An 18,066-nucleotide genomic window follows, 5' to 3' on the forward strand; every position below is an offset into this window, starting at 1 on the left:
CACTTCATTGACACGGATGAGTCTCCGACCTACGATCCCTGCGAATCGATTCGCAAGCGCAGCCCTCCGGAGAGCGTCCCCCGCGCCCCACCAAGGAGCCGCCCGTGAAAACCCCGTCCCGCAGCAGGTCGGGACGAGCCCACGCGCTCGTCGCCCGACTCGTCGTCGGCCTGCTCGCCGCAACCACCGCCGTCACCGTCGCCGCGTCCCCGGCCCAGGCCGCCGACGAGTCGATCAGCGTCAACTTCTCCACCACCACCGGCACGCCGACCTACCGCGCGTCCGGCTGGATCTACGGCATGACCGAGAACGCCAGTGGCCCGCCCGACCACTTCTACCGCGACGTCAACTTCCAGTACATGCGCGCCGGCGGCGCGCAACTGCCCGGCAGCGGCTGGGTCGGTGGAAACTACGACCGCCGCTGGAACGCCACAGTCGCCCAGGCCCGTCGGACCGTCGCCCTGGGCGGGCAGTTCATCCTGTTGCCGCACGACCTGTGGGGCGCCGACGGTGCCGGCATCTCCCGCTTCCCCGGCGACAACGGCAACTGGACCGACTACGACAACTTCCTGACCCGGGTGATCAGCGACGTCCGGGCGTCCGGACTGTCGGTGCAGTGGGACATCTGGAACGAACCCAACATCACCATCTTCTGGAACCGGCCGATCTCCCAGTACCTCGAACTCTGGCGGCGCACGTACCAGCGCCTCCGGACGGAGTTCCCCAACCAGCTGATCGTCGGGCCGAGCTGCGCCTGCGTGCCGTCGACCAACCACGCGTTCTGGAACCAGTACCTGGACTTCGTGCGCTCGACAAACACCGTGCCGGACATCATCAGCTGGCACTCGCTGCCCGGTGACCCGGTCGCCAATGTCGCCGCCGCCAACGCCACCCTCGACCCGCGCGGCATCCCGCATCCCCGCCCCTACCAGATCAACGAGTACGGGGCGAGCAACGAGCAGAACCCGGCCGACGGCGCCTGGTACATCGCCCGCCTGGAGCGGGCCCGGGCGGACGGCCTGCGGGCCAACTGGGCCAGCGCCGGCAACCTGCACAACGACCTCGGCAACCTGCTGGTCCGCAACTCGGCCGGCCAGCATCAGCCCAAGGGCGAGTGGTGGGTCTACCGCTACTACGCCTCCCAGGCCGGGCAGATCGTGTCAGTGACCGGCAGCCAGTCCTACGACGCGTACGCCACGAAGGCGAACGGGGTGGCGAAGGTCCTGGTCGGTGGTGGTCGGACGACCGGGAACCTGGCCGTCAATCTGCAACGCCTCGACACGACGAGTGGCGTGGTGCAGAACAACCAGGTGCGGGTGCTCACGCAGCGCATCCCGTACAACAACGGCGGTGCGGTGCAGGGCCCGGTCACGGTTTCGAACAGCGTCGTCACCGTGTCCAACAACAACGCCACAGTGAACCTGCCGTACGGCAACCAGAACGACACGTACACGGTGACCCTGCTGCCGCCCTCCGAGGGGGGCTTCCAGTCGGTGGCGGTGGCCCAGCACTCCCAGCAGTGCCTGGACAACACCGGCCTGAGCACCACCGACGGCAACGTTCAGCAGCAGTTCTACTGCGAGGGCGGTGACCAGCAGCTCTGGAACTTCCGGCCGGTCGCCGGCGTGGCCGACACCTACACGGTGGTCAACCAGCAGAGCGGCAAGTGCCTCGACGTCAGCGGCGCCTCCACCGCCAACGGCGCCGCCGTGGACCAGTGGACCTGCCAGAACGGGCTCAACCAGCAGTTCACCCTCCGGAAGGTGACCTACTCCGGTAACGACTCGCACGACTACCAGCTCGTCGCCCGGCACAGCGGCAAGTGTGTCGACGTCAACGGGGTCTCCACGGCGGCTCGCGCGACGGTCCTCCAGTGGCCCTGCAACGCGGTCAGCCAGGGCAGCCCGCTGAACCAGACCTGGCGGGTCTGGGGGCGGTAGGCGTCGCGGAAGAGGTCAGGCGGTGGCCGTCGGCACGGGCGGCCACCGCCGGACTCCCGCCGGGCGGGCATTCATTGACACTCATCGAAAATTGATCCTACGATTGCCGCGAATCGATTCGGCTGCCCCCGCCACCACCACCTGCGGCGTCGGCCATCCACGCCGTCACGACTCCGAGGAGCCACCTCGTGCGAACCCCGTCCCCCGCCGGGTCAGGCATGGCCCGCGATCCCATCCCGAGACGTCGCCTCCCACGCCTGGCCGTCCTGGCCAGCGCACTGGCCGGCGTCCTCGTCCTCGTCACCGTCGGTGCGACGGCCGGCGCCGGATCGTCCGCCGCCGAGGCCGCCGCCGCGCCGCTGGCGGCCGCCGCCATCGCGCCCGGGCAGAGCACCACAATCGTCGGCGTCCCGTCCGGTCGATGCGTCGAGGTTCCCAACTCCAGCACCACCAACGGCACCCAGACCCAACTGTGGGACTGCAACGGCGCGGCCGGCCAGACCTGGACCTGGACGTCGAGCAAGCAGCTCACGGTGTACGGCAACAAGTGCCTGGACGCCTCCGGCCGAGGCACCACCAACGGCACCGCGGCGATCATCTGGGACTGCAACGGCCAGACCAACCAGCAGTGGAACGTCAACAGCAACGGCACCATCACCGGTGTGCAGTCCGGGCTGTGCCTGGACGCCAACGGCGCGGCCACCGCGAACGGCACCAAACTGATCCTCTGGGCCTGCAACGGCGGCGCCAACCAGCAGTGGGCCTCGCCGAGCACCCCGCCGACAACGACCCCGCCGACCACCACCCCGCCGACCACGACCCCGCCGCCGAGCGGCGCGCGCCCGTGCGACATCTACGCCTCCGGCGGCACCCCGTGCGTGGCGGCCCACAGCACGACGCGAGCCCTCTACGCGACGTACGCCGGCAACCTCTACCAGGTCCGGCGCTCGTCGGACAACACCACCCGCAACATCGGCCTGACCGGCACGGGCGGCACCGCCAACGCGGCGACGCAGGACTCGTTCTGCTCCGGCACGACCTGCGTGATCACCGTCGTCTTCGACCAGTCCGGGCGCGGAAACGACCTCTGGTACCAGGGGTCCAGCGTGGTTCCGGGCTCGCCGCAGAGCAGGCCGGCGACCGCGACCTCGGAGTCCCTGACGGTCGGCGGCGCCAAGGCGTACTCGCTCTACATCAATCCTGGCAACAGCTACTGGCGCGACGGGCACCTGACCGGCGTGCCGACCGGCGCGGCGCCCGAGGGCATGTACATGGTGACCAGCGGGACCCACGTCAACAGCGGCTGCTGCTTCGACTACGGCAACAGCGAGACGACGCGCAAGGCCGACGCCGCCGGCGCGATGGACGCCATCAACTTCGGCAAGCAGTGCTGGTTCGGCGGTTGCTCCGGCAGTGGTCCCTGGGTGCAGGCCGACCTGGAGTGGGGTCTGTTCCCCGGTGGCAGCAGCTCGTGGAACCCGAACCAGCGGGCGTTCACCAGCAAGTTCGTCACGGCGACGCTCAAGAACAACGGCACGTCCCGCTTCGCCATGAAGGGCAGCGACGCCCAGTCCGGCAGCCTCTACACGCTGTGGGACGGCTCGCTCCCGTCGGGATACAGCCCCATGAAGAAGCAGGGCGCGATCATCCTGGGCAGTGGCGGTGACTGCTGCAAGCCCGACGGGGGCGCGAACCTGAGCGCCGGCACCTTCTACGAGGGGGCCATGGTCGCCGGTTACCCGTCCGACGCGACCGAGAACGCGGTGCAGGCCAACGTGGTGACCGCTGGTTACCGCTGACCCCGTCGACGGCGGGCCTCGTCCGCCGGCCACCAGCGCCGAGAGCGGTGGTGGCCGGCGCGACGGGGCCCGCCGTCGTTCCGCTGTGGCGCTCGCTGGCGGCGGGCCGGCGCGCGCCGTGTCGGGTCGTACACCTGTCGATGGTCAGGTCGTCGAGTCGTCTGCCGGTGCGGCGGCCGACGGGGGAGCGACCTCGGCGAGCGCGGTGCGAACGATCTCCAGCAGGTCGCGACCCGGGTGGTCGATCCAGTGCTGGGTGGCGACGCGCAGGGCGGCCAGGAACGTCGCGGTCAGCAGACGGGAGCGCAGCTCCACAGCCGTGCCGGTGAGCCGGTGCGCAAGCTCCGCGGCCAGCTCGCGCTCGATCGCGGTGTACGCCGCGACCTGCTGCGCGGCCAGGCCGGGGTGCCCGCGTAGCTGCCGGCGTCGGGTCAGCCAGCTGTGGTCGCGATCATCCGATGATTCCCTGGTCACGTGTTCGGCCGCCCGGCTCAGCGCGGTCCACGGCGGCTCGCTGCCCGGCCGCTCGTGCACCAACTGCAACAGCCGGCGCAGGCGCACCGTGTCGCCGTAAAAGAGCGCCTCCTCCTTGCTGGAGAAGTAGTTCGAGAACGTCCGCCGGGAGACGTTCGCGGCGTCGGCGATCGCCTCGATGGTCACGCAGTCCGGGCCCTGCTCGGCCGCGAGGCGCAGGGCTGACTCGTGCAGGGCGAGGCGGGTGGCCGCCTTCTTGCGCTCCCGTAGACCGGTGATCTCGTCCATCGCGCTCAGCGTACGTGGAGTGACCGGCTTCTCAATGCGCAAACTTGCCGACTGGGCAAGATCGGTAGATGCTTGCGTGAGGCAACCAACTCAGGTGCGCGAATGCGCGGGTTCGTGAACCCACGGCGCTCGCCGCGCAGCCCTGTTCGACGTCGCCCTCGCCAACCACGACAAGCTGGAGGCCGCGCGATGAGCGCACCCACCACCACGGCCGGCACCGAGCCGATGACCCATCGGCAGACGCTCGAGGCGCTCAGCGGTCTGCTGCTGGTGCTCTTCGTCGCGATGCTGAGCAGCACGGTCGTCTCGACCGCGCTTCCCAAGATCATCGGGTCGTTGAACGGCTCCCAGAACCAGTACACCTGGGTGGTCACCGCGACCCTGCTCACCGCGACCGCCACCACCCCGATCTGGGGCAAGCTGGCTGACCTGTTCAACAAGAAGCTCCTCATCCAGATCGCCATCGTGGTCTTCCTGCTGGGCTCCGTCATCGCCGGCTTCTCGCAGAGCGCGGGGCAGCTCATCGCGGCCCGCGCGTTCCAGGGCATCGGGGTCGGCGGCCTGCAGGCCCTCGTCCAGGTGGCGATCGCCGCCATGATCCCGCCGCGTGAGCGGGGTCGCTACAACGGCTACCTCGGCGGCGTCATGGCGGTCGCGACCGTCGGCGGCCCGCTGCTCGGCGGCCTCATCGTTGACACGTCCTGGCTGGGCTGGCGCTGGTGCTTCTTCGTGGGCGTGCCGGTCGCCGCCATCGCGCTGATCCTGCTCCAGGCGACCCTGCACCTGCCGACGCTGCGGCGGGAGAACGTCAAGATCGACTACCTGGGTGCCACCCTGATCGCCGCCGGCGTCAGCGTGCTGCTGATCTGGATCTCCTTCGTCGACGGGTCGTTCGCGTGGGTCTCCTGGCAGACCGGGGTCATGGTGGGCGGCGCGCTCCTCCTGCTCGCCCTCGCGGTCTGGGTGGAGTCGCGGGCGGCCGAGCCGGTGGTCCCACTCGGCATCGTGCGCCAGCACACCACCGCGCTGGCCATCCTCGGCAGCCTCGCGGTCGGCATGGCCATGTTCGGCGGCGCGGTCTTCCTCGGCCAGTACTTCCAGATCGGCCGCGGCTACAGCCCGACGGAGGCCGGCCTGCTCACCATCCCGATGATGGCCGGCGTCCTCGGCTCCTCGATCGTCGCCGGGCGGCTGATCACCCGGACCGGGCGGATCAAGCCGTACATCGTCGCCGGTTCGATCCTCCTGGTCGCCGGTTTCGCACTGCTCGGCACCATCGACCACGAGACGTCGCTCGTCCTGGTCGGCGTCGCCATGTTCATCGTCGGCACCGGCGTCGGCATGACCATGCAGAACCTCGTCCTCGCCGTCCAGAACACGGTGGCCCTCAAGGACATCGGCGCGGCCAGCTCCAGCGTCGCGTTCTTCCGGTCCCTCGGCGGCACCATCGGTGTCTCGGTGCTCGGCGCCGTCCTCGCCCACCGGGTCACCGACCAGATCACGCGTGACCTGACCGCCGCCGGGATCCCCGCCTCCGGCGCCGGCGGCGACAGCAACCTCAACATCACCGCGCTGCCCGACGGGATCCAGCACATCGTGCGGGCCGCGTACGGCGACGCCACCGGGCACATCTTCCTCATCTCGGCCGCCATCGGGGTGGTCGGCGTCATCGCCGCGCTCCTGCTCCGGCCGGTGACCCTGCGGACCAGCCTCGACCTGCCGGACGCCGCCACGACGACGGCGGTCGGCGCCGACGCGGTCGACGGGGCGCCCGCGTTCGACCAGGTCTCCGTCGACCCCGCGCCGAGGGGGACGCCCGACCGGCGCTGACGTCCGACCGCAGCGGGCCGCCACCGTCTGGAGACGGTGGCGGCCCGATCCACCCGGCGACAGTGACTGAATCGAGGCGCCTGTGGAGATCGCCGAGCTGGCGGTGCCGCAGCCGGTGGCACCCGGCCGGCGGGCCGCTCCGGCCCGCCGCGCGGCGCGCGAGCTGCTGCTCGTCGCCACGCTGTTCCTGCTCTACAAGGTGGCGCGGATGGCGGTGGCCGGTCGGGTGTCGACCGCGCTGGCCAACGGCGAGTCGGTCTGGCACATCGAGCGGCTGTTCCACCTGCCCGACGAGGCTGCCGTCCAGCATCCGCTGCTCGCGCACGACCTGGTGGCGCACCTGGCCAACGGCTACTACGCGTACGTGCACTTCCCCACCACGGTGATCACCCTCGGCTGGCTCTACGTGCGACACCCGGCGCACTACCTGTGGACGCGTCGCGTGCTCGCCTGTCTCACCGCGGCGGCTCTGGCCCTGCACCTCCTGGTCCCCCTGGCGCCGCCCCGGCTGACCGCGCTGACGGGCCTGGTGGACACCGGCCGCCGGTTCGGGCCCACCGTCTACGGTCCACCCGACACCGACACCCTCAGCAACCAGTACGCCGCCATGCCGTCCCTGCACGTCGGGTGGGCGCTGGTCGTGGCCGTCGCGCTCGTCGCGGTGACCCGCGGGCGCCTCCGGTGGCTGTGGCTGGCCCACCCGCTCGTCACCCTGCTGGTCGTCGTGGCCACCGGCAACCACTACTGGCTCGACGGTGTGGTGGCGGCACTGATGCTCGGGGTCGTCCACCTGGTCCTGCCCACGCCCGCCGAGCGACCCGAGCCTCCTTCCAAGCCCCAAGCCACCGCGGCAACGAAACGAGACCTCAGCCCACCGGTACGCCGTACTCGCGCTCGGTGAACAGGTCGACGTCCCGCGGGCCCAGTTTGGCGACCCGGCGCGCGTGCAGGGCGAGCTGCCGACGTGCCTCGCCGAGGCGGCGGCTGGCGATCGTCATCTCGTCGGACGACTCGAACGGCTCCGTACCGCTGGCCCGCAGCGCGGCGGCCAGCACCCCGTTGAACGCGGTCATCAGCCCGTTGGTCAGCGCGATGCCGTCCTGGTCCCCGCGCGTCCAGATCTCCGACCAGGCGGCCTCCACCGTGACCATGTCCCGGGCCAGCCAGTCGTGCAGCATCATCGGCCCCACTGGCTTGTGCCCTCCGAGCAGGTCGTTACCCGCCTCCGGCAGGCCCGACCGCCAGTACCCGGTCTGCCGCAACGCCTCGGCCTTGTGGGCGAGGCGTAGAGCGCCGGACAGAACCAGGACGTACGCCCGCTGAAGCTCGGCCCGCTCGCGCTGCCGCCGCCTGATCCGACCGTGCACCCACACCACGAACAGCGATGCGAAGGCGGTGATCGCGGAGCCGAGCAGGGCGGCCAGGGTTGAGTTCACGCCGACATGATGCCTGCCGCCGCTTGGCGTCGCCGCGCGGGCTCACCCCGGCTCGGGAGCCTTCCCGAGCCGGGCCACGCGGCGTAGTGGATTGGTCGCGGCCGCCACACGCCGCGAGCCGGGGGTGGCGGCCGCGGGACCTCAGCGGTAGCCGGCGGCGACGATGTTCGCCTGCACCGCGTTCTCGGTCGCGTCGGACGGGTAGCCCGCCACCATCGCGCCCTCGTAGAAGGTTCCGACGCTCTGGTTGGAGTTGTCGATGCAGCAGTCGCCACCACTGCCCAGGATGATGGCGCCCTGCTTCCGCATCGGGTTGTAGCCCGAGGGCAGCGAGCCGTCCCAGAGCGTGTAGAGGTTGCCGGACTGGGAGTTGCTGCCCTTGATGGCGAAGCGCGTCGTACCGTTGTTCTTCAACGTAGCGGTGACGAACTTGCTGGTGAACGCCCGCTGGTTCGGGTTCCACGAGCTGCTGCCGCCCGGGAACAGACCCCACTCCAGATCCGCCTGGACCCAGGGACCGCTGCCGGAGCAGCCGCCGAACCAGCAACTCGTTCCGAAGTAGATGGCGTCCATCGTGCCCCGGCCGTCGGCCCGACGGGTGGTCTCGCTGTTGCCATAGTCGAAGCAGCAGCCGCTGTTGACGTGGGTGCCGCTCGTCACCATGTACATGCCCTCCGGCGCGGCCCCGGTCGGGATGCCGGTCAGGTGCCCGTCGCGCCAGTAGCTGCTGTTGCCGTTGATGTAGAGCGAGTAGACCTTGTTGCCGCCGACAGTCAACGACTCCCTGGTCGCCACCGCGGGCTGCACGGCGCCCCCGATGCCACCCGCGCCCTGGTAGCCGAGGTTGTTTCCGCGCCCGGACTGGTCGTAGATGACCGTGATGACGCACGTGGTGTTCGCGCAGAAGCTGTCCTGGGTGGCGGAGTTGGCCCGTCCTCCGGTGCTGAGCACCCCGATGTTGCGGGTGCTGTTGTCCGAGGATCGGCGCACCTGGTAGAGCGAGCCGTTGTAGGAGGCGTACAGGGCACGGGTGGTGCTGTGCGCCGCGACGCAGGGCGTGCCACCGGCCGTGTAGATGTCGCACGGCAGGGTCGTGCTCGGCGGCGGTGTGGTGGGTGGCGGCGTGGTCGGCGGCGGTGTGGTGGGTGGCGGTGTGGTGGGTGGCGGGGTCGTCGGGTCCACCCCTCCCGTACAGGTGGTGCCGTTCAGGGCGAAGGAGGCCGGTACGGGGTTACTGCCGGTCCAACTGCCGTTGAAGCCGAAGCTCGTGCTGCCGTTGGTGGGAATGCTGGCGTTGTAGGGGGCATTGGTGACGGTGAGTTCGCTGCCTGCCTGGGTGTAGCTGCCGTTCCACAGTTGGGTGACGGTCTGGCCGGCGGCGAAGTTCCAGGTCAGTCGCCATCCGTTGACGGCGTCGCCCAGGTTGGTGATGGTGACGTTGGCACCGAAGCCGCCCTGCCACTGGGAGCTGACCGAGTAGGTGACCTGGCATCCGGCGGCGGCCGCCGAGGCGCCGGTCTGGGTGAGGGCGGCGCCGACGAGCACGAGTGTGGCGGCGGCGGCGATGAGCGCCGACCGCCGGTGGCGGGGTTGTCTGAGTCGCACGTGCTCTCCTCATCGGTGAGAGATTGACGATGTGCCGGGGGCCGGCCCGTTCCCCCTGCTCGGGCCCGGACTCTGAGCAGGGGGACGGCGGGACCTGGCCCGGTCTGTGGCCGCGTACGACGACACCGAGGCCGTCCGGCGCCGGGGTGAGCCGTCGGGGACGGCGTGGTCGGCGGGCCAGGCGGTTCGGTACGTGGCGTTACCGTTGCCGGTCAGCGCCGACGGTCCTGCCCGGGGACGCGGCGGTGATCGATGAAGTGGCCGTGGCCTGGAATCGTCCGGCCCTCGGCGCGGGTCGCCCGGTGGTGATCCCGGGCCGTCCCGTGCCGGCCACGCTCCACCCGCCCCACGCCGCGAACGATGTCGACCGCACAGCCGGGACCAGCAATGACAGGCCCTTCGTGACGGTCAGATTACGCTCAGATATCGACGGTCGTCGGCTACGTTAGCGTTAACAGGATGGCATGTCCATAGACGACCGTGGGTATTCGCTCGCACCGACCTGGGCGCCCTTGGTGCCGTCGGGCCAGCCAGCTCTGCTCACCGTACGGTCAGAGTGGCCAGTGCTGGGAGACGATGTCGATGGCGGCCCTGACCGCCTCCGCCAGCGTGCCGCCGACCGTGGCCAACGCGGCAAGTGTCTCCAACGACGTCAGCACCGGCTTGGGATCCGGCTGCCGTTGCTCGCGTGCGACCTCGATCGCGGTCACCTCGCGGCCGGCGCGATCCGGGTCCTGGAAGTCGGCGACATGCTCCTTCAGGGTGCGCAGCAGCGCCTCGAACCGCTCGGCGAGGTCGTTGGTCCCGTTGTACTGGACCATGGTGACGTTGTCGCTGGCCATCGCCTGTTGCCCACCATGGATCGTGTTGTGGAACACGATCGACCGGGCCGGCTGATCCGGGTCCGCCATCGAGGGCCTCCTAGGTGTGCTGTTCGAACGTGACATTGGAGCTGGCGAACGCCTGCTGACCGCCGAAGATGGTGTTGACGTTGCCGAAGATGTTCTGGACCTCGGACGCGCGCTGCACCAGATCGCCGGTGTCCAGGCCCCGCTCGGTCAGGAACGACACGACCGCCTCCAGCACGGCCCGCTCCAGCAGCTTGGTGTACTTCCACTCGTCGAGCAGCTGCAGGTGCTTGACCGCGGTCCGCTCGGCGACGAGCTGACGCACACTGACCCGGGCGCCGTAGTCGTGCGTCCGGAACTGCTCGCTCGCGGCGAGCGCGTCGTCCATCCGGGTCTTCATGCCCCGATCGTGCCGCAGTCGCTTGATGAGGTGCCAGCCGCTGAGCACCGAGTCGGTCACCATGTTCGCCAGCACGTTACGCACGATCCGGACCATCGACTGCTCGGGCCGCAGCCGATCGACCACCGCGTACCGGGCCTCGATGGGGGGCATCACCGTGGTGACGAACTCGACGTAGAGCAACCCGCCCTCGACGGCGGCGTGCACGAACGCGGAGATGTCGATGCCGAGGTTCTGCTCGGGCAGCACGAGCCGTCCGTCGGCGGTGTGCAGGGGCTTGCCGGCGCCGCTGACCACGATCCGGTCGTAGTAGCGCAGGCCGCCCTGCGGATGCCGGACGATCACGTCGATCACCTCTTCCGAGGCGCGGCTGCGCGGCATCCCGGTCACCGGGTCGAGCAGCGGGTCACCCTGCCGGCGTACCCCGTCGGCGACGATGTGCGGCACCAGGGAGAGCCCGGGCACCCGGACGGCGCGGGGCAGCGGATCCTCCCGCATCCGCCGGATCGCCGCCCGGACGTGCGCGGTCAGCGCCGGCCCCAGCTCCGCCTGGTCGATCGGCGAGGCATCCGGGCTGCCGTCGCGGCCGGCGGCCCGGCCGGGCGCGGGCCGCACCGGAATGGCGTACGACCAGCCGTGCTCGGCCGCACCGCAGCCCAGGAAGGGGTCCCGTTCCTGGACGGTGATGTTGCCGTACTGGGCGCGGGCCACCAGGTCGAGCCGGCGGGCCACCCGTTCGTTGGGCAGGGTCGGCAGGACCGGTGGGATGCCGGGGCGCAGCTCGTCGGTCAGGATCTGGTGGGTGGTGCGCTCGAACCGGACGAGGACGGCGAGGGTGGCGACACCGAGCAGGAGGGGCATCCAGGCCAGGAAGCCGAAGAGGCCGGCCGTCATCCTGGCCTGCAGCGCCTCGACCAGTGAGTCGGCGCTGAGGTCGGGGCCGGTGCCCAGCAGGGAGCCGGCGAAGAACTCGAGGCCGCTCGACACAGTGAACAGAGGCAGCACGAGCGCCAGGCCGCCACTGCACAGCACGATGGTGATCAGCGTGCCGTACAACAGGACGCGGACGGGCAGGGACAGCTGGCGCGACTCCCGGGACCGGGCCAGCAGCACGGTGAACCCGAGCACCACCCAGCCCACGGTGGCGGTGATCGAGGTCAGCAGACCGATGACGAGCAGCCCGAACAGGATGCTGTCACGGACCAGGTAGCGGTGCTGTGCCCGGAAGCAGTGCCGGACGACCGCGTTGAGGTCGAAGCCGAACGAGAGCGCGACGGCACGCCGCTCGTCCTCGATCACCTCTCTGATCACCGTCTCGGCGTACTTCTGGTCGAGGTAGGCCGCGCCACACAACTGCCGGGTGGTGTCGGACAGCCGCGGTGGCACCTGGTACGACGGGAAATCGAAGTGGTCGGTCTGCGGCGCCTCGGTCACCGTCACGTCGTCATCTCCCGGCTCCCTAGATTTCCTTGCTGGTGCGGGTGGGCAACCCGCATGAGGTGGCGATCGGGTTCCACCGGCGCAGAAACTCGTTCTTGGCCTTCTGGGACTGCTCGGAGAGTTGGTTGCCCCGCCGCCAGTTGGCGTCGAGCGAGCAGCCGGAGCTGATGGAGCGTCGCGTCCAGGCGGCGTAGGCCGCGTCGGCGTCCCCGGCGTACGTGAAGGCGGAGACCAGGTGGGATCGCATCGCCGGCCCGTCGGTGAGCGCGTCGACGGTCAGTGCCTCGGCCTGGTCACGCTGGGTGCGGCGTTGGCGTGTCACGCCGTCCAACAGGCCGAGCGAGCGGTTCAGGTCGCGGCACTCTCCCACGGCCGCGATGGCGATGGCCAGGTCGCCGCGCGAGGCGATCGACTCCGACAGCAGCGCGTCCACCGCCTGGGCCTGCGTACGCCGCCGGGCATCCGGATCGTCGCTCACCGTCGGCGTCGGCGTCTCCGGGCCGGGCGTCGTCGTCGGGACCGGGTCGGGCGTCGGCGGCGTCTCGGTGGGCACCTCGTCGTCGGCGGTCGGGGTCGCCGAGGTGGACGTCGCCTCGGAGACGGCGGCGGACAGCGGCACTGTCATGCCCGCGACGAGCGCCACCGCGACGGTCACCACGACCGTGGGCACCAGAAGCTGGAGCCCTCGCCTCAGGTCACCGTCACGGCCGTCACCCCGGGCCGCGCGCGCCCACAGGTAGCCAGGTGACTCGGGTACGCCCCGGACGGCCGTCAACAGGTAGATGGCCACGGCGAGCGCGGCGAGCACGTAGTGCCACAGGGCCAGTCGACCCGGCACCTCGGACGGCTCCTGGGCGCCCCGGGCGAGCGCGACGAGCAGCAGCACCAGCGCCCAGCCGGCGAACAGCACCGCACACACCAGCAGGTCCCACAGCGGGGGTGGCAGGGCCGCCCCCGACATCGCGCCCGAGGCCCCGCCGACGACGGGCGACACCCCCGGCGGTTCGGTCGCGAAGGGTGTCGCGCTGGGCGGCTCGGTCGTGAAGGGTGTCGCGCTGGGCGGTTCGGTCGCGAGGACGGTCGGGCCGGGCGGCTCGGTGGTCGGGTCGGGAGGCTCGGTCGCGACGGAGAACGCGCGGGGCGGAGACTCCTGCTGCGGCACGGCGGCGCCGGGCAGGGCCGAACCGCACCGTTGGCAGGTGGGGAGCGCCGCATCGGTGTCGGCCCCACAGGTGACGCAACGCATCGATCACCGCCTTCCCCGGCAGGCGCTTGTCACGCTGGACCTTAGCGACGAGATCGATGTCCGACATCCTCCACCCGGGCCCGCGTCGGGGATCGCGGATATCCGACAGTCCCCAGTGGAGCTACCGGCCCGGGTTGGCGAAAAGCGCCGAGCGGAAACGGCGGAAAGTGGCCCTGCCGGCGTCGGCCGGCGGTCAGCGGGCCTCGGGTACGGCCATCTCGCCGAGCAGCGACCAGTCCTGCTGCGGGACCGTGGCGTTGACGATGCGCGGCGTCTCGGCCAGGTGCGGCGGCAGCGTCTCCTGCGCGGCGCGGAAATGGGCCGACTGGACGTGGGCCGCGCCTGCCTCGTCGTCGCGGAAGGCCTCGACCAGGACGTACTCGGTCGGGTCGTCCAGGCTGCGGGACCAGTCGAACCACAGGCAGCCCGGCTCGGCGCGGGTCGCCTCGGTGAACGGGGCGGCGATCTGCGGCCACTGGTCGGCGTGCTCGGGCAGCACCCGGAATTTCGCGGTAATGAAGATCATGGGCTTAAGGCTACCCAGCGGTCGTCGACCGAGTGCTCAGGACGCCTCACGGACGCGCAGATCGGCCAGCCACACCTCGGCCAGGTCGCTGAGCGCGACGCCGAGGACCTCGCTGAGGCAGACCACGGTGCCGAACGCGGGTGCCGGAAGCCGGCCCACCTCGATCTTGCGCAGCGTCTCCGGTGACATGCCGGCCGCCAGGGCCACCTCGACGAGACTGCGGCTGCCCCGTGCGACCCGAAGCGCCGCTCCGAGGCGTTGCCCCGCGGCGATCTGTTCCGGTGTGAGGGGTGGGCGGACCATGTGAGCAGGATAGATGCGTCCGCGCGGACCGGCAATGTCGACCCGCCGACCCCTCGGGCCAACGTGGTATAAATATACCGCACCGGAGACGGAAGGGTTGATCGTGATCGAGCTGAAAACCGCCGCGGAAGTCGATCGAATGGCCGTGACCGGCCGGTTCGTCGGCGAGCTGCTGGCCGAGCTGCGTGCGGTGGCCGCCGCAGGGGTCAACCTGCTGGACCTGGAGCACCACGCCCGCCGCCGAATCAGGGAGCGGGGCGCCGAGTCCTGCTACTGGGACTACACGCCGTCGTTCGGTCGCGGCCCGTTCCGCAACGTCCTGTGCCTCTCGGTCAACGACGCCGTGCTGCACGGTCTGCCGCACGACTACGTCCTGCGCGACGGTGACCTGCTGAGCATCGACATGGCGGTCGGGATCGACGGCTGGGCCGCCGACTCCGCGCTGTCCGTCGTCGTCGGCACCCCCGACCCGGCGGATCTGAAGCTGATCGAGGCCACCGAGGTCGCGCTGGCGGCCGGCATCGACGCCGCGCGGCCGGGCAACCAGCTCGGCGACATCTCCGCCGCCATCGGCGAGGTCGCCCACCGCTACGGCTACCAGGTCAACGACGAGTTCGGCGGGCACGGCATCGGCCGCACCATGCACGAGGCCCCGCACGTGCCCAACAACGGCCGACCCGGGCGGGGCATGAAACTCAAGCCCGGCCTGACGCTCGCGATCGAGCCGTGGTTCTGCCGTAGCACCGGCAAGATCAAATTCGACCAGGACGGCTGGACGATCCGGTCCGCGGACGGCTCGCGCTCGGCCCACTCCGAGCACACTGTCGCGGTCACCGAGACCGGCCCCCGGGTGCTGACCCACCGCCCCGACCAGGGCGTACTGCCGGACAGCCGCAGCGGGCAATCTGCCGCGACGTCCTGAGGCGTACCGCCGCGGAGCGTGCGGGCCATCGGCCTGCGGTGCCTGCGGTGCCTGCGGTGCCTGCGGTGCCTGCGGTGCCTGCGCAGTTTCATGCCGGCTCGATCGGGATCGTGACGGTGACCCGGGTCGGGCCGCCGACCGGGCTGTCGACCGACAGGCGGGCGTCGATGGCGTCGAGGCGACCGATGATGCCGCGCAGGCCGGTGCCGCGGCCCGGGTCGGCGCCACCGGAACCGTTGTCGTCGACCTGGATCCGTAGCATGTCGCCGGCCTGGTCGAAGGTCACGCACGCCGCCGTGGCGCCGCTGTGTTTCGCCACGTTGGCCAGGGCTTCGGCCACCGCGAAGTACGCCGCGGTCTGCACCGCCGGTGGGAGTTGCGCGGGCGGGTCGCCGGTGACGGTGACGGGCACGGCGAGGTCGAGCGCCAGGGCGCGGACGGCGTCACCGAGGCCGCGGTCGGCGAGGACCGCCGGGTGGATGCTCTGGGTGACGGTGCGAAGGTCGTCGAGGGCGGCGGTCGCCGTGGCGCGGGCCTCCGCCAGCAGTTGCGCGGCACCGTCGACGTCGCGGCGCAGCAGGTCCCCGGCCAGGCCGAGGGTCAGCGCCAGGGACACCAGGCGGGCCTGGGCCCCGTCGTGCAGGTCGCGCTCGATCCGTTTCAGCTCGGCCGCCTGCTGGTCCACGGCGCTGCGGCGGGAACGGGTCAGCGTGGCGATCCGCTCGGTGAGCTCCCGCTCGCGGGCGCCGGGAGGGCGACTGACCACCCAGGCGTGCAGCCCGACGATCGTCGCCAGGCCGAGCAACGTCCAGGCCGGCCAGAAGTAGCCGCCACCGGTGAGCACCCAGACGCTGAGGTCGGCGCACCCGATCAGGGCGCACGCGGCGACGTCGAGGGCGAGCCAGAGACGCCGGCCCGGTGGCACCCGCAGTGCCCGCCGCAGCAGGAGCCGGCCGAGCAGCACGATGCCGACCCCGAAGTACACCCACCGGGGCCAGAACACGCCACGGCCGGTGACCAGCCAGGCGACCGTGGCCGCGACGCAGAGCGCCCCGGCCACGGTCCTGCGGGTGATGGCGGTCATCGGCGGGTGGTGCGGTAGGTGATGCGTCGCAGCAGCGTCTCCGCCGGCCCCCGGTGACCGGTGACGCTCAGCGTCCAGGCGGCGGCCAGCGAGACCAGCCAGGTGACGACCGCCACGCCGGCGGCGGCGTACGTGCCCTCCAGGTGCAGCGCCCACGGCGCGAACAGCGCCAGCCACACCGCGGACTGCAACAGGTATCCGCTCAGCGACCGTTGCCCGAGCGCGACCACCGGGGCGAGCAGGGCACGGCCGCGGCGGGCACGGTCGAGTCGCAGTGCCAGCAGGCCGAACAACGCCACGTAGCCGGGCCCTCCGTACTCGCCGCTCACGGCGTGGACGAGTGCCATGGTCTCGACCGTAGCGGCGTCGACGTGCACGGCACCAGCGGCGATGAGCGCGTAGGGGAGCGCGCCGACGACGGAGATGCCGAGGCAGCCGACGGCGACGCGGCGCAGCAGCACGCGGTGCGCGGCTGGGTTCTCCAGGATGCGGTGCCGGGCCGCCCAGATGCCCAGCCACACGATGACGATGAACGGGAGCACGGTGGCGGTGTGGACCGGCCACTCGGCGAGTCGGTCGAGGATGGACTGGCCGTACGACGATGCGGCGAGCGACGGGTTCGGCGTGTTGGTGAGGACGGCGTTGCCGCCGCGCGCGCCGACGAGCGCGGTCACCGCCAGGACCCCGGCGTACGCGGTCTGGATGCCCCAGAGCCACAGCACGACGCGGTGGAACCGGTCGCCGCGGCGCAGCAACAGCAGGGTGGCGGCGATACCGACGATGCCGTACGCGCCGAGGAAGTCCCCGAAGTACAGCAGAGTCGCGTGGCACAGGCCGAAGACGATCAGGGCGGCGTTGCGCCGCAGCAGGATCCGCCGTGCGCCCTCGCCCTGTCGTCGGGCGATCTGCACGAGGCCGTACCCGAACATGACGGCGAAGACCGGGTAGGCGCGGCTGTCGACGAACGTCGCCAGGACGGCGTTGACGACGCGCTGCGCGCCGTGCGGCGTGCCGTCCAGGCCGGGCTGGCCGGCGAACGCGGCGTTCGCGGCGTTCGCGAGCGCGATGAACAGCAGCATGGCGCCCCGGGCGAGGTCGGGGGCGAGGGCGCGGTCGGTGCGGGGGACGGGGCCCGGTTGGAGGGCCGTCGTGCTGACGGTTGCGGTCATGGTCTCAGGCTCGCCGCTGGCGCGACGCGTTTCGAGGAGCCTGGAACCCCTCCCGTGGTGGTGCCAGTACCCCTATGCGTCGAGGTAGGCGAGGACGGCGAGGACTCGCCGGTTGTCGTCCTCGGAGGACTGCAGCCCGAGTTTGGCGAAGATGCTGTTGGTGTGCTTGGCGACGGCCTTCTCCGTGATGAACAGGGCGGCGCCGATGGCGGCGTTGGACCGGCCCTGCGCCATCTGCCCGAGCACCTCCCGCTCGCGAGGGGTCAACCGGTCCAGGGGCAGCACCCGGGTCCGGCTGTCGAGCAGCTTCGCCACCACTGTGGGGTCGAGCGCGGTGCCGCCCGCGGCGACCCGGCGGACCGCGGCGACGAACTCGCCGAGGTCGGACACCCGGTCCTTGAGCAGGTAGCCGATCCCGCCGTGGCCGTCGGCGAGCAGTTCCCGCGCGTACAGTCGCTCCACGTATTGAGAGAGCACCAGCACCGGCAACCCCGGCACCTCGGCCCGCGCCGCGAGCGCGGCCCGCAGACCCTCATCGGTGTACGACGGCGGCAGCCGCACGTCGACCACGGCCACGTCGGGGCGCCGCGTGACGAGTTCGGTCAGCAGATCCGGCCCGGTGCCCACGGCGGCGACCACCTCGAAGCCGTGGGCCTCCAACAGCCGGATCAACCCGTCCCGCAACAACACGAGGTCTTCCGCCACCACCACCCGCACCCGGCAACGGTAGCGGGCCCGCCGCCGGGTGTGGGTACG

Annotated in this window: 16 protein-coding genes; 5 read left to right on the top strand and 11 right to left on the bottom strand. The window is 71.2% G+C overall.

Annotated elements, in window-relative coordinates; translation table 11 throughout:
• Positions 1–104: 104 nt before the first annotated feature.
• Together ACFYPR_RS25890 and ACFYPR_RS25895 are read left to right on the top strand one after the other, a co-directional pair.
• Complete coding sequence (locus ACFYPR_RS25890) at positions 105–1,940, top strand: RICIN domain-containing protein (RefSeq protein ID WP_387262877.1); 1,836 nt, start codon at positions 105–107, stop codon at positions 1,938–1,940.
• Positions 1,941–2,128: 188 nt separating this feature from the next.
• A complete protein-coding gene (locus ACFYPR_RS25895; RefSeq protein WP_355139770.1) occupies positions 2,129–3,739 on the top strand; it encodes an arabinofuranosidase catalytic domain-containing protein in 1,611 nt (536 codons plus the stop codon).
• 144 nt (positions 3,740–3,883) lie between these two features.
• On the opposite strand, the gene ACFYPR_RS25900 is transcribed toward ACFYPR_RS25895, so the two are convergent.
• Positions 3,884–4,501, bottom strand: coding sequence for a TetR/AcrR family transcriptional regulator (locus tag ACFYPR_RS25900; RefSeq protein WP_387181627.1), 618 nt, complete (start codon positions 4,499–4,501; stop codon positions 3,884–3,886).
• Positions 4,502–4,690: 189 nt separating this feature from the next.
• Between ACFYPR_RS25900 and ACFYPR_RS25905 the strand changes: the two genes are divergently transcribed.
• Both ACFYPR_RS25905 and ACFYPR_RS25910 read left to right on the top strand, forming a co-directional pair.
• A complete protein-coding gene (locus ACFYPR_RS25905) occupies positions 4,691–6,331 on the top strand; it encodes an MDR family MFS transporter (RefSeq protein ID WP_355067998.1) in 1,641 nt (546 codons plus the stop codon).
• A gap of 82 nt (positions 6,332–6,413) precedes the next feature.
• Complete coding sequence (locus tag ACFYPR_RS25910; RefSeq protein WP_355067997.1) at positions 6,414–7,232, top strand: phosphatase PAP2 family protein; 819 nt, start codon at positions 6,414–6,416, stop codon at positions 7,230–7,232.
• On the opposite strand, the gene ACFYPR_RS25915 is transcribed toward ACFYPR_RS25910, so the two are convergent.
• The 7 genes from ACFYPR_RS25915 to ACFYPR_RS25945 all read right to left on the bottom strand — a co-directional run bounded on the left by ACFYPR_RS25915 (position 7,198) and on the right by ACFYPR_RS25945 (position 14,135).
• Positions 7,198–7,767 (bottom strand): hypothetical protein, encoded by a 570-nt coding sequence (locus ACFYPR_RS25915; protein WP_387181631.1) that lies wholly within the window; start codon positions 7,765–7,767, stop codon positions 7,198–7,200. The two genes, ACFYPR_RS25910 and ACFYPR_RS25915, sit on opposite strands and share 35 nt — an antisense overlap.
• Positions 7,768–7,908: 141 nt before the next feature.
• On the bottom strand, positions 7,909–9,372 hold the full coding sequence (locus tag ACFYPR_RS25920; protein ID WP_354861082.1) for an arabinofuranosidase catalytic domain-containing protein: 1,464 nt from the start codon (positions 9,370–9,372) through the stop codon (positions 7,909–7,911).
• Between the two features lie 551 nt (positions 9,373–9,923).
• Positions 9,924–10,283: a hypothetical protein gene (locus ACFYPR_RS25925; RefSeq protein ID WP_387262880.1), complete on the bottom strand. Its 360-nt coding sequence runs from the start codon at positions 10,281–10,283 to the stop codon at positions 9,924–9,926.
• 10 nt (positions 10,284–10,293) lie between these two features.
• Positions 10,294–12,060 carry a hypothetical protein gene (locus ACFYPR_RS25930; RefSeq protein WP_387262882.1) on the bottom strand — a complete coding sequence of 589 codons (1,767 nt, stop codon included), beginning with the start codon at positions 12,058–12,060 and terminating at the stop codon, positions 10,294–10,296.
• Between the two features lie 19 nt (positions 12,061–12,079).
• A complete protein-coding gene (locus tag ACFYPR_RS25935) occupies positions 12,080–13,306 on the bottom strand; it encodes a hypothetical protein (protein ID WP_387181637.1) in 1,227 nt (408 codons plus the stop codon).
• A gap of 193 nt (positions 13,307–13,499) precedes the next feature.
• Entirely contained in the window at positions 13,500–13,832 is a 333-nt protein-coding gene (locus ACFYPR_RS25940) for a putative quinol monooxygenase (RefSeq protein ID WP_355139754.1), read from the bottom strand.
• A 36-nt stretch (positions 13,833–13,868) separates the two neighbouring features.
• The gene (locus tag ACFYPR_RS25945; protein WP_354861073.1) at positions 13,869–14,135 is read right to left on the bottom strand and encodes a helix-turn-helix transcriptional regulator; all 267 of its coding nucleotides are present in this window, start codon (positions 14,133–14,135) and stop codon (positions 13,869–13,871) included.
• A 103-nt stretch (positions 14,136–14,238) separates the two neighbouring features.
• Between ACFYPR_RS25945 and map the strand changes: the two genes are divergently transcribed.
• Positions 14,239–15,057, top strand: coding sequence for a type I methionyl aminopeptidase (map, locus tag ACFYPR_RS25950; protein ID WP_355067989.1), 819 nt, complete (start codon positions 14,239–14,241; stop codon positions 15,055–15,057).
• Between the two features lie 88 nt (positions 15,058–15,145).
• Here the strand turns inward: map and ACFYPR_RS25955 are convergent, their stop codons facing one another.
• The 3 genes from ACFYPR_RS25955 to ACFYPR_RS25965 form a co-directional block, all read right to left on the bottom strand.
• Positions 15,146–16,141: a histidine kinase gene (locus ACFYPR_RS25955; RefSeq protein ID WP_354861070.1), complete on the bottom strand. Its 996-nt coding sequence runs from the start codon at positions 16,139–16,141 to the stop codon at positions 15,146–15,148.
• On the bottom strand, positions 16,138–17,310 hold the full coding sequence (locus ACFYPR_RS25960; RefSeq protein ID WP_354861069.1) for a DUF418 domain-containing protein: 1,173 nt from the start codon (positions 17,308–17,310) through the stop codon (positions 16,138–16,140). The genes ACFYPR_RS25955 and ACFYPR_RS25960 overlap by 4 nt, the downstream gene beginning before the upstream one ends.
• A gap of 72 nt (positions 17,311–17,382) precedes the next feature.
• Positions 17,383–18,027, bottom strand: a complete 645-nt coding sequence (locus ACFYPR_RS25965) for a response regulator transcription factor (RefSeq protein WP_354861068.1) — start codon at positions 18,025–18,027, stop codon at positions 17,383–17,385.
• Positions 18,028–18,066: the final 39 nt, after the last annotated feature.

The organism is Micromonospora sp. NPDC005254 (assembly GCF_042872525.1).
Taxonomy (GTDB): Bacteria; Actinomycetota; Actinomycetes; order Mycobacteriales; family Micromonosporaceae; genus Micromonospora.

What these genes read in the sequence shown, in the direction of transcription:
- ACFYPR_RS25900 (WP_387181627.1), bottom strand. Translation starts at nt 4,501, where the DNA reads ATGGACGAGATCACCGGTCTACGGGAGCGCAAGAAGGCGGCCACCCGC.
- ACFYPR_RS25935 (WP_387181637.1), bottom strand. Translation starts at nt 13,306, where the DNA reads ATGCGTTGCGTCACCTGTGGGGCCGACACCGATGCGGCGCTCCCCACC.
- ACFYPR_RS25945 (WP_354861073.1), bottom strand. Translation starts at nt 14,135, where the DNA reads ATGGTCCGCCCACCCCTCACACCGGAACAGATCGCCGCGGGGCAACGC.
- ACFYPR_RS25960 (WP_354861069.1), bottom strand. Translation starts at nt 17,310, where the DNA reads ATGACCGCAACCGTCAGCACGACGGCCCTCCAACCGGGCCCCGTCCCC.
- ACFYPR_RS25940 (WP_355139754.1), bottom strand. Translation starts at nt 13,832, where the DNA reads ATGATCTTCATTACCGCGAAATTCCGGGTGCTGCCCGAGCACGCCGAC.
- ACFYPR_RS25925 (WP_387262880.1), bottom strand. Translation starts at nt 10,283, where the DNA reads ATGGCGGACCCGGATCAGCCGGCCCGGTCGATCGTGTTCCACAACACG.
- ACFYPR_RS25955 (WP_354861070.1), bottom strand. Translation starts at nt 16,141, where the DNA reads ATGACCGCCATCACCCGCAGGACCGTGGCCGGGGCGCTCTGCGTCGCG.
- ACFYPR_RS25905 (WP_355067998.1), top strand. Translation starts at nt 4,691, where the DNA reads ATGAGCGCACCCACCACCACGGCCGGCACCGAGCCGATGACCCATCGG.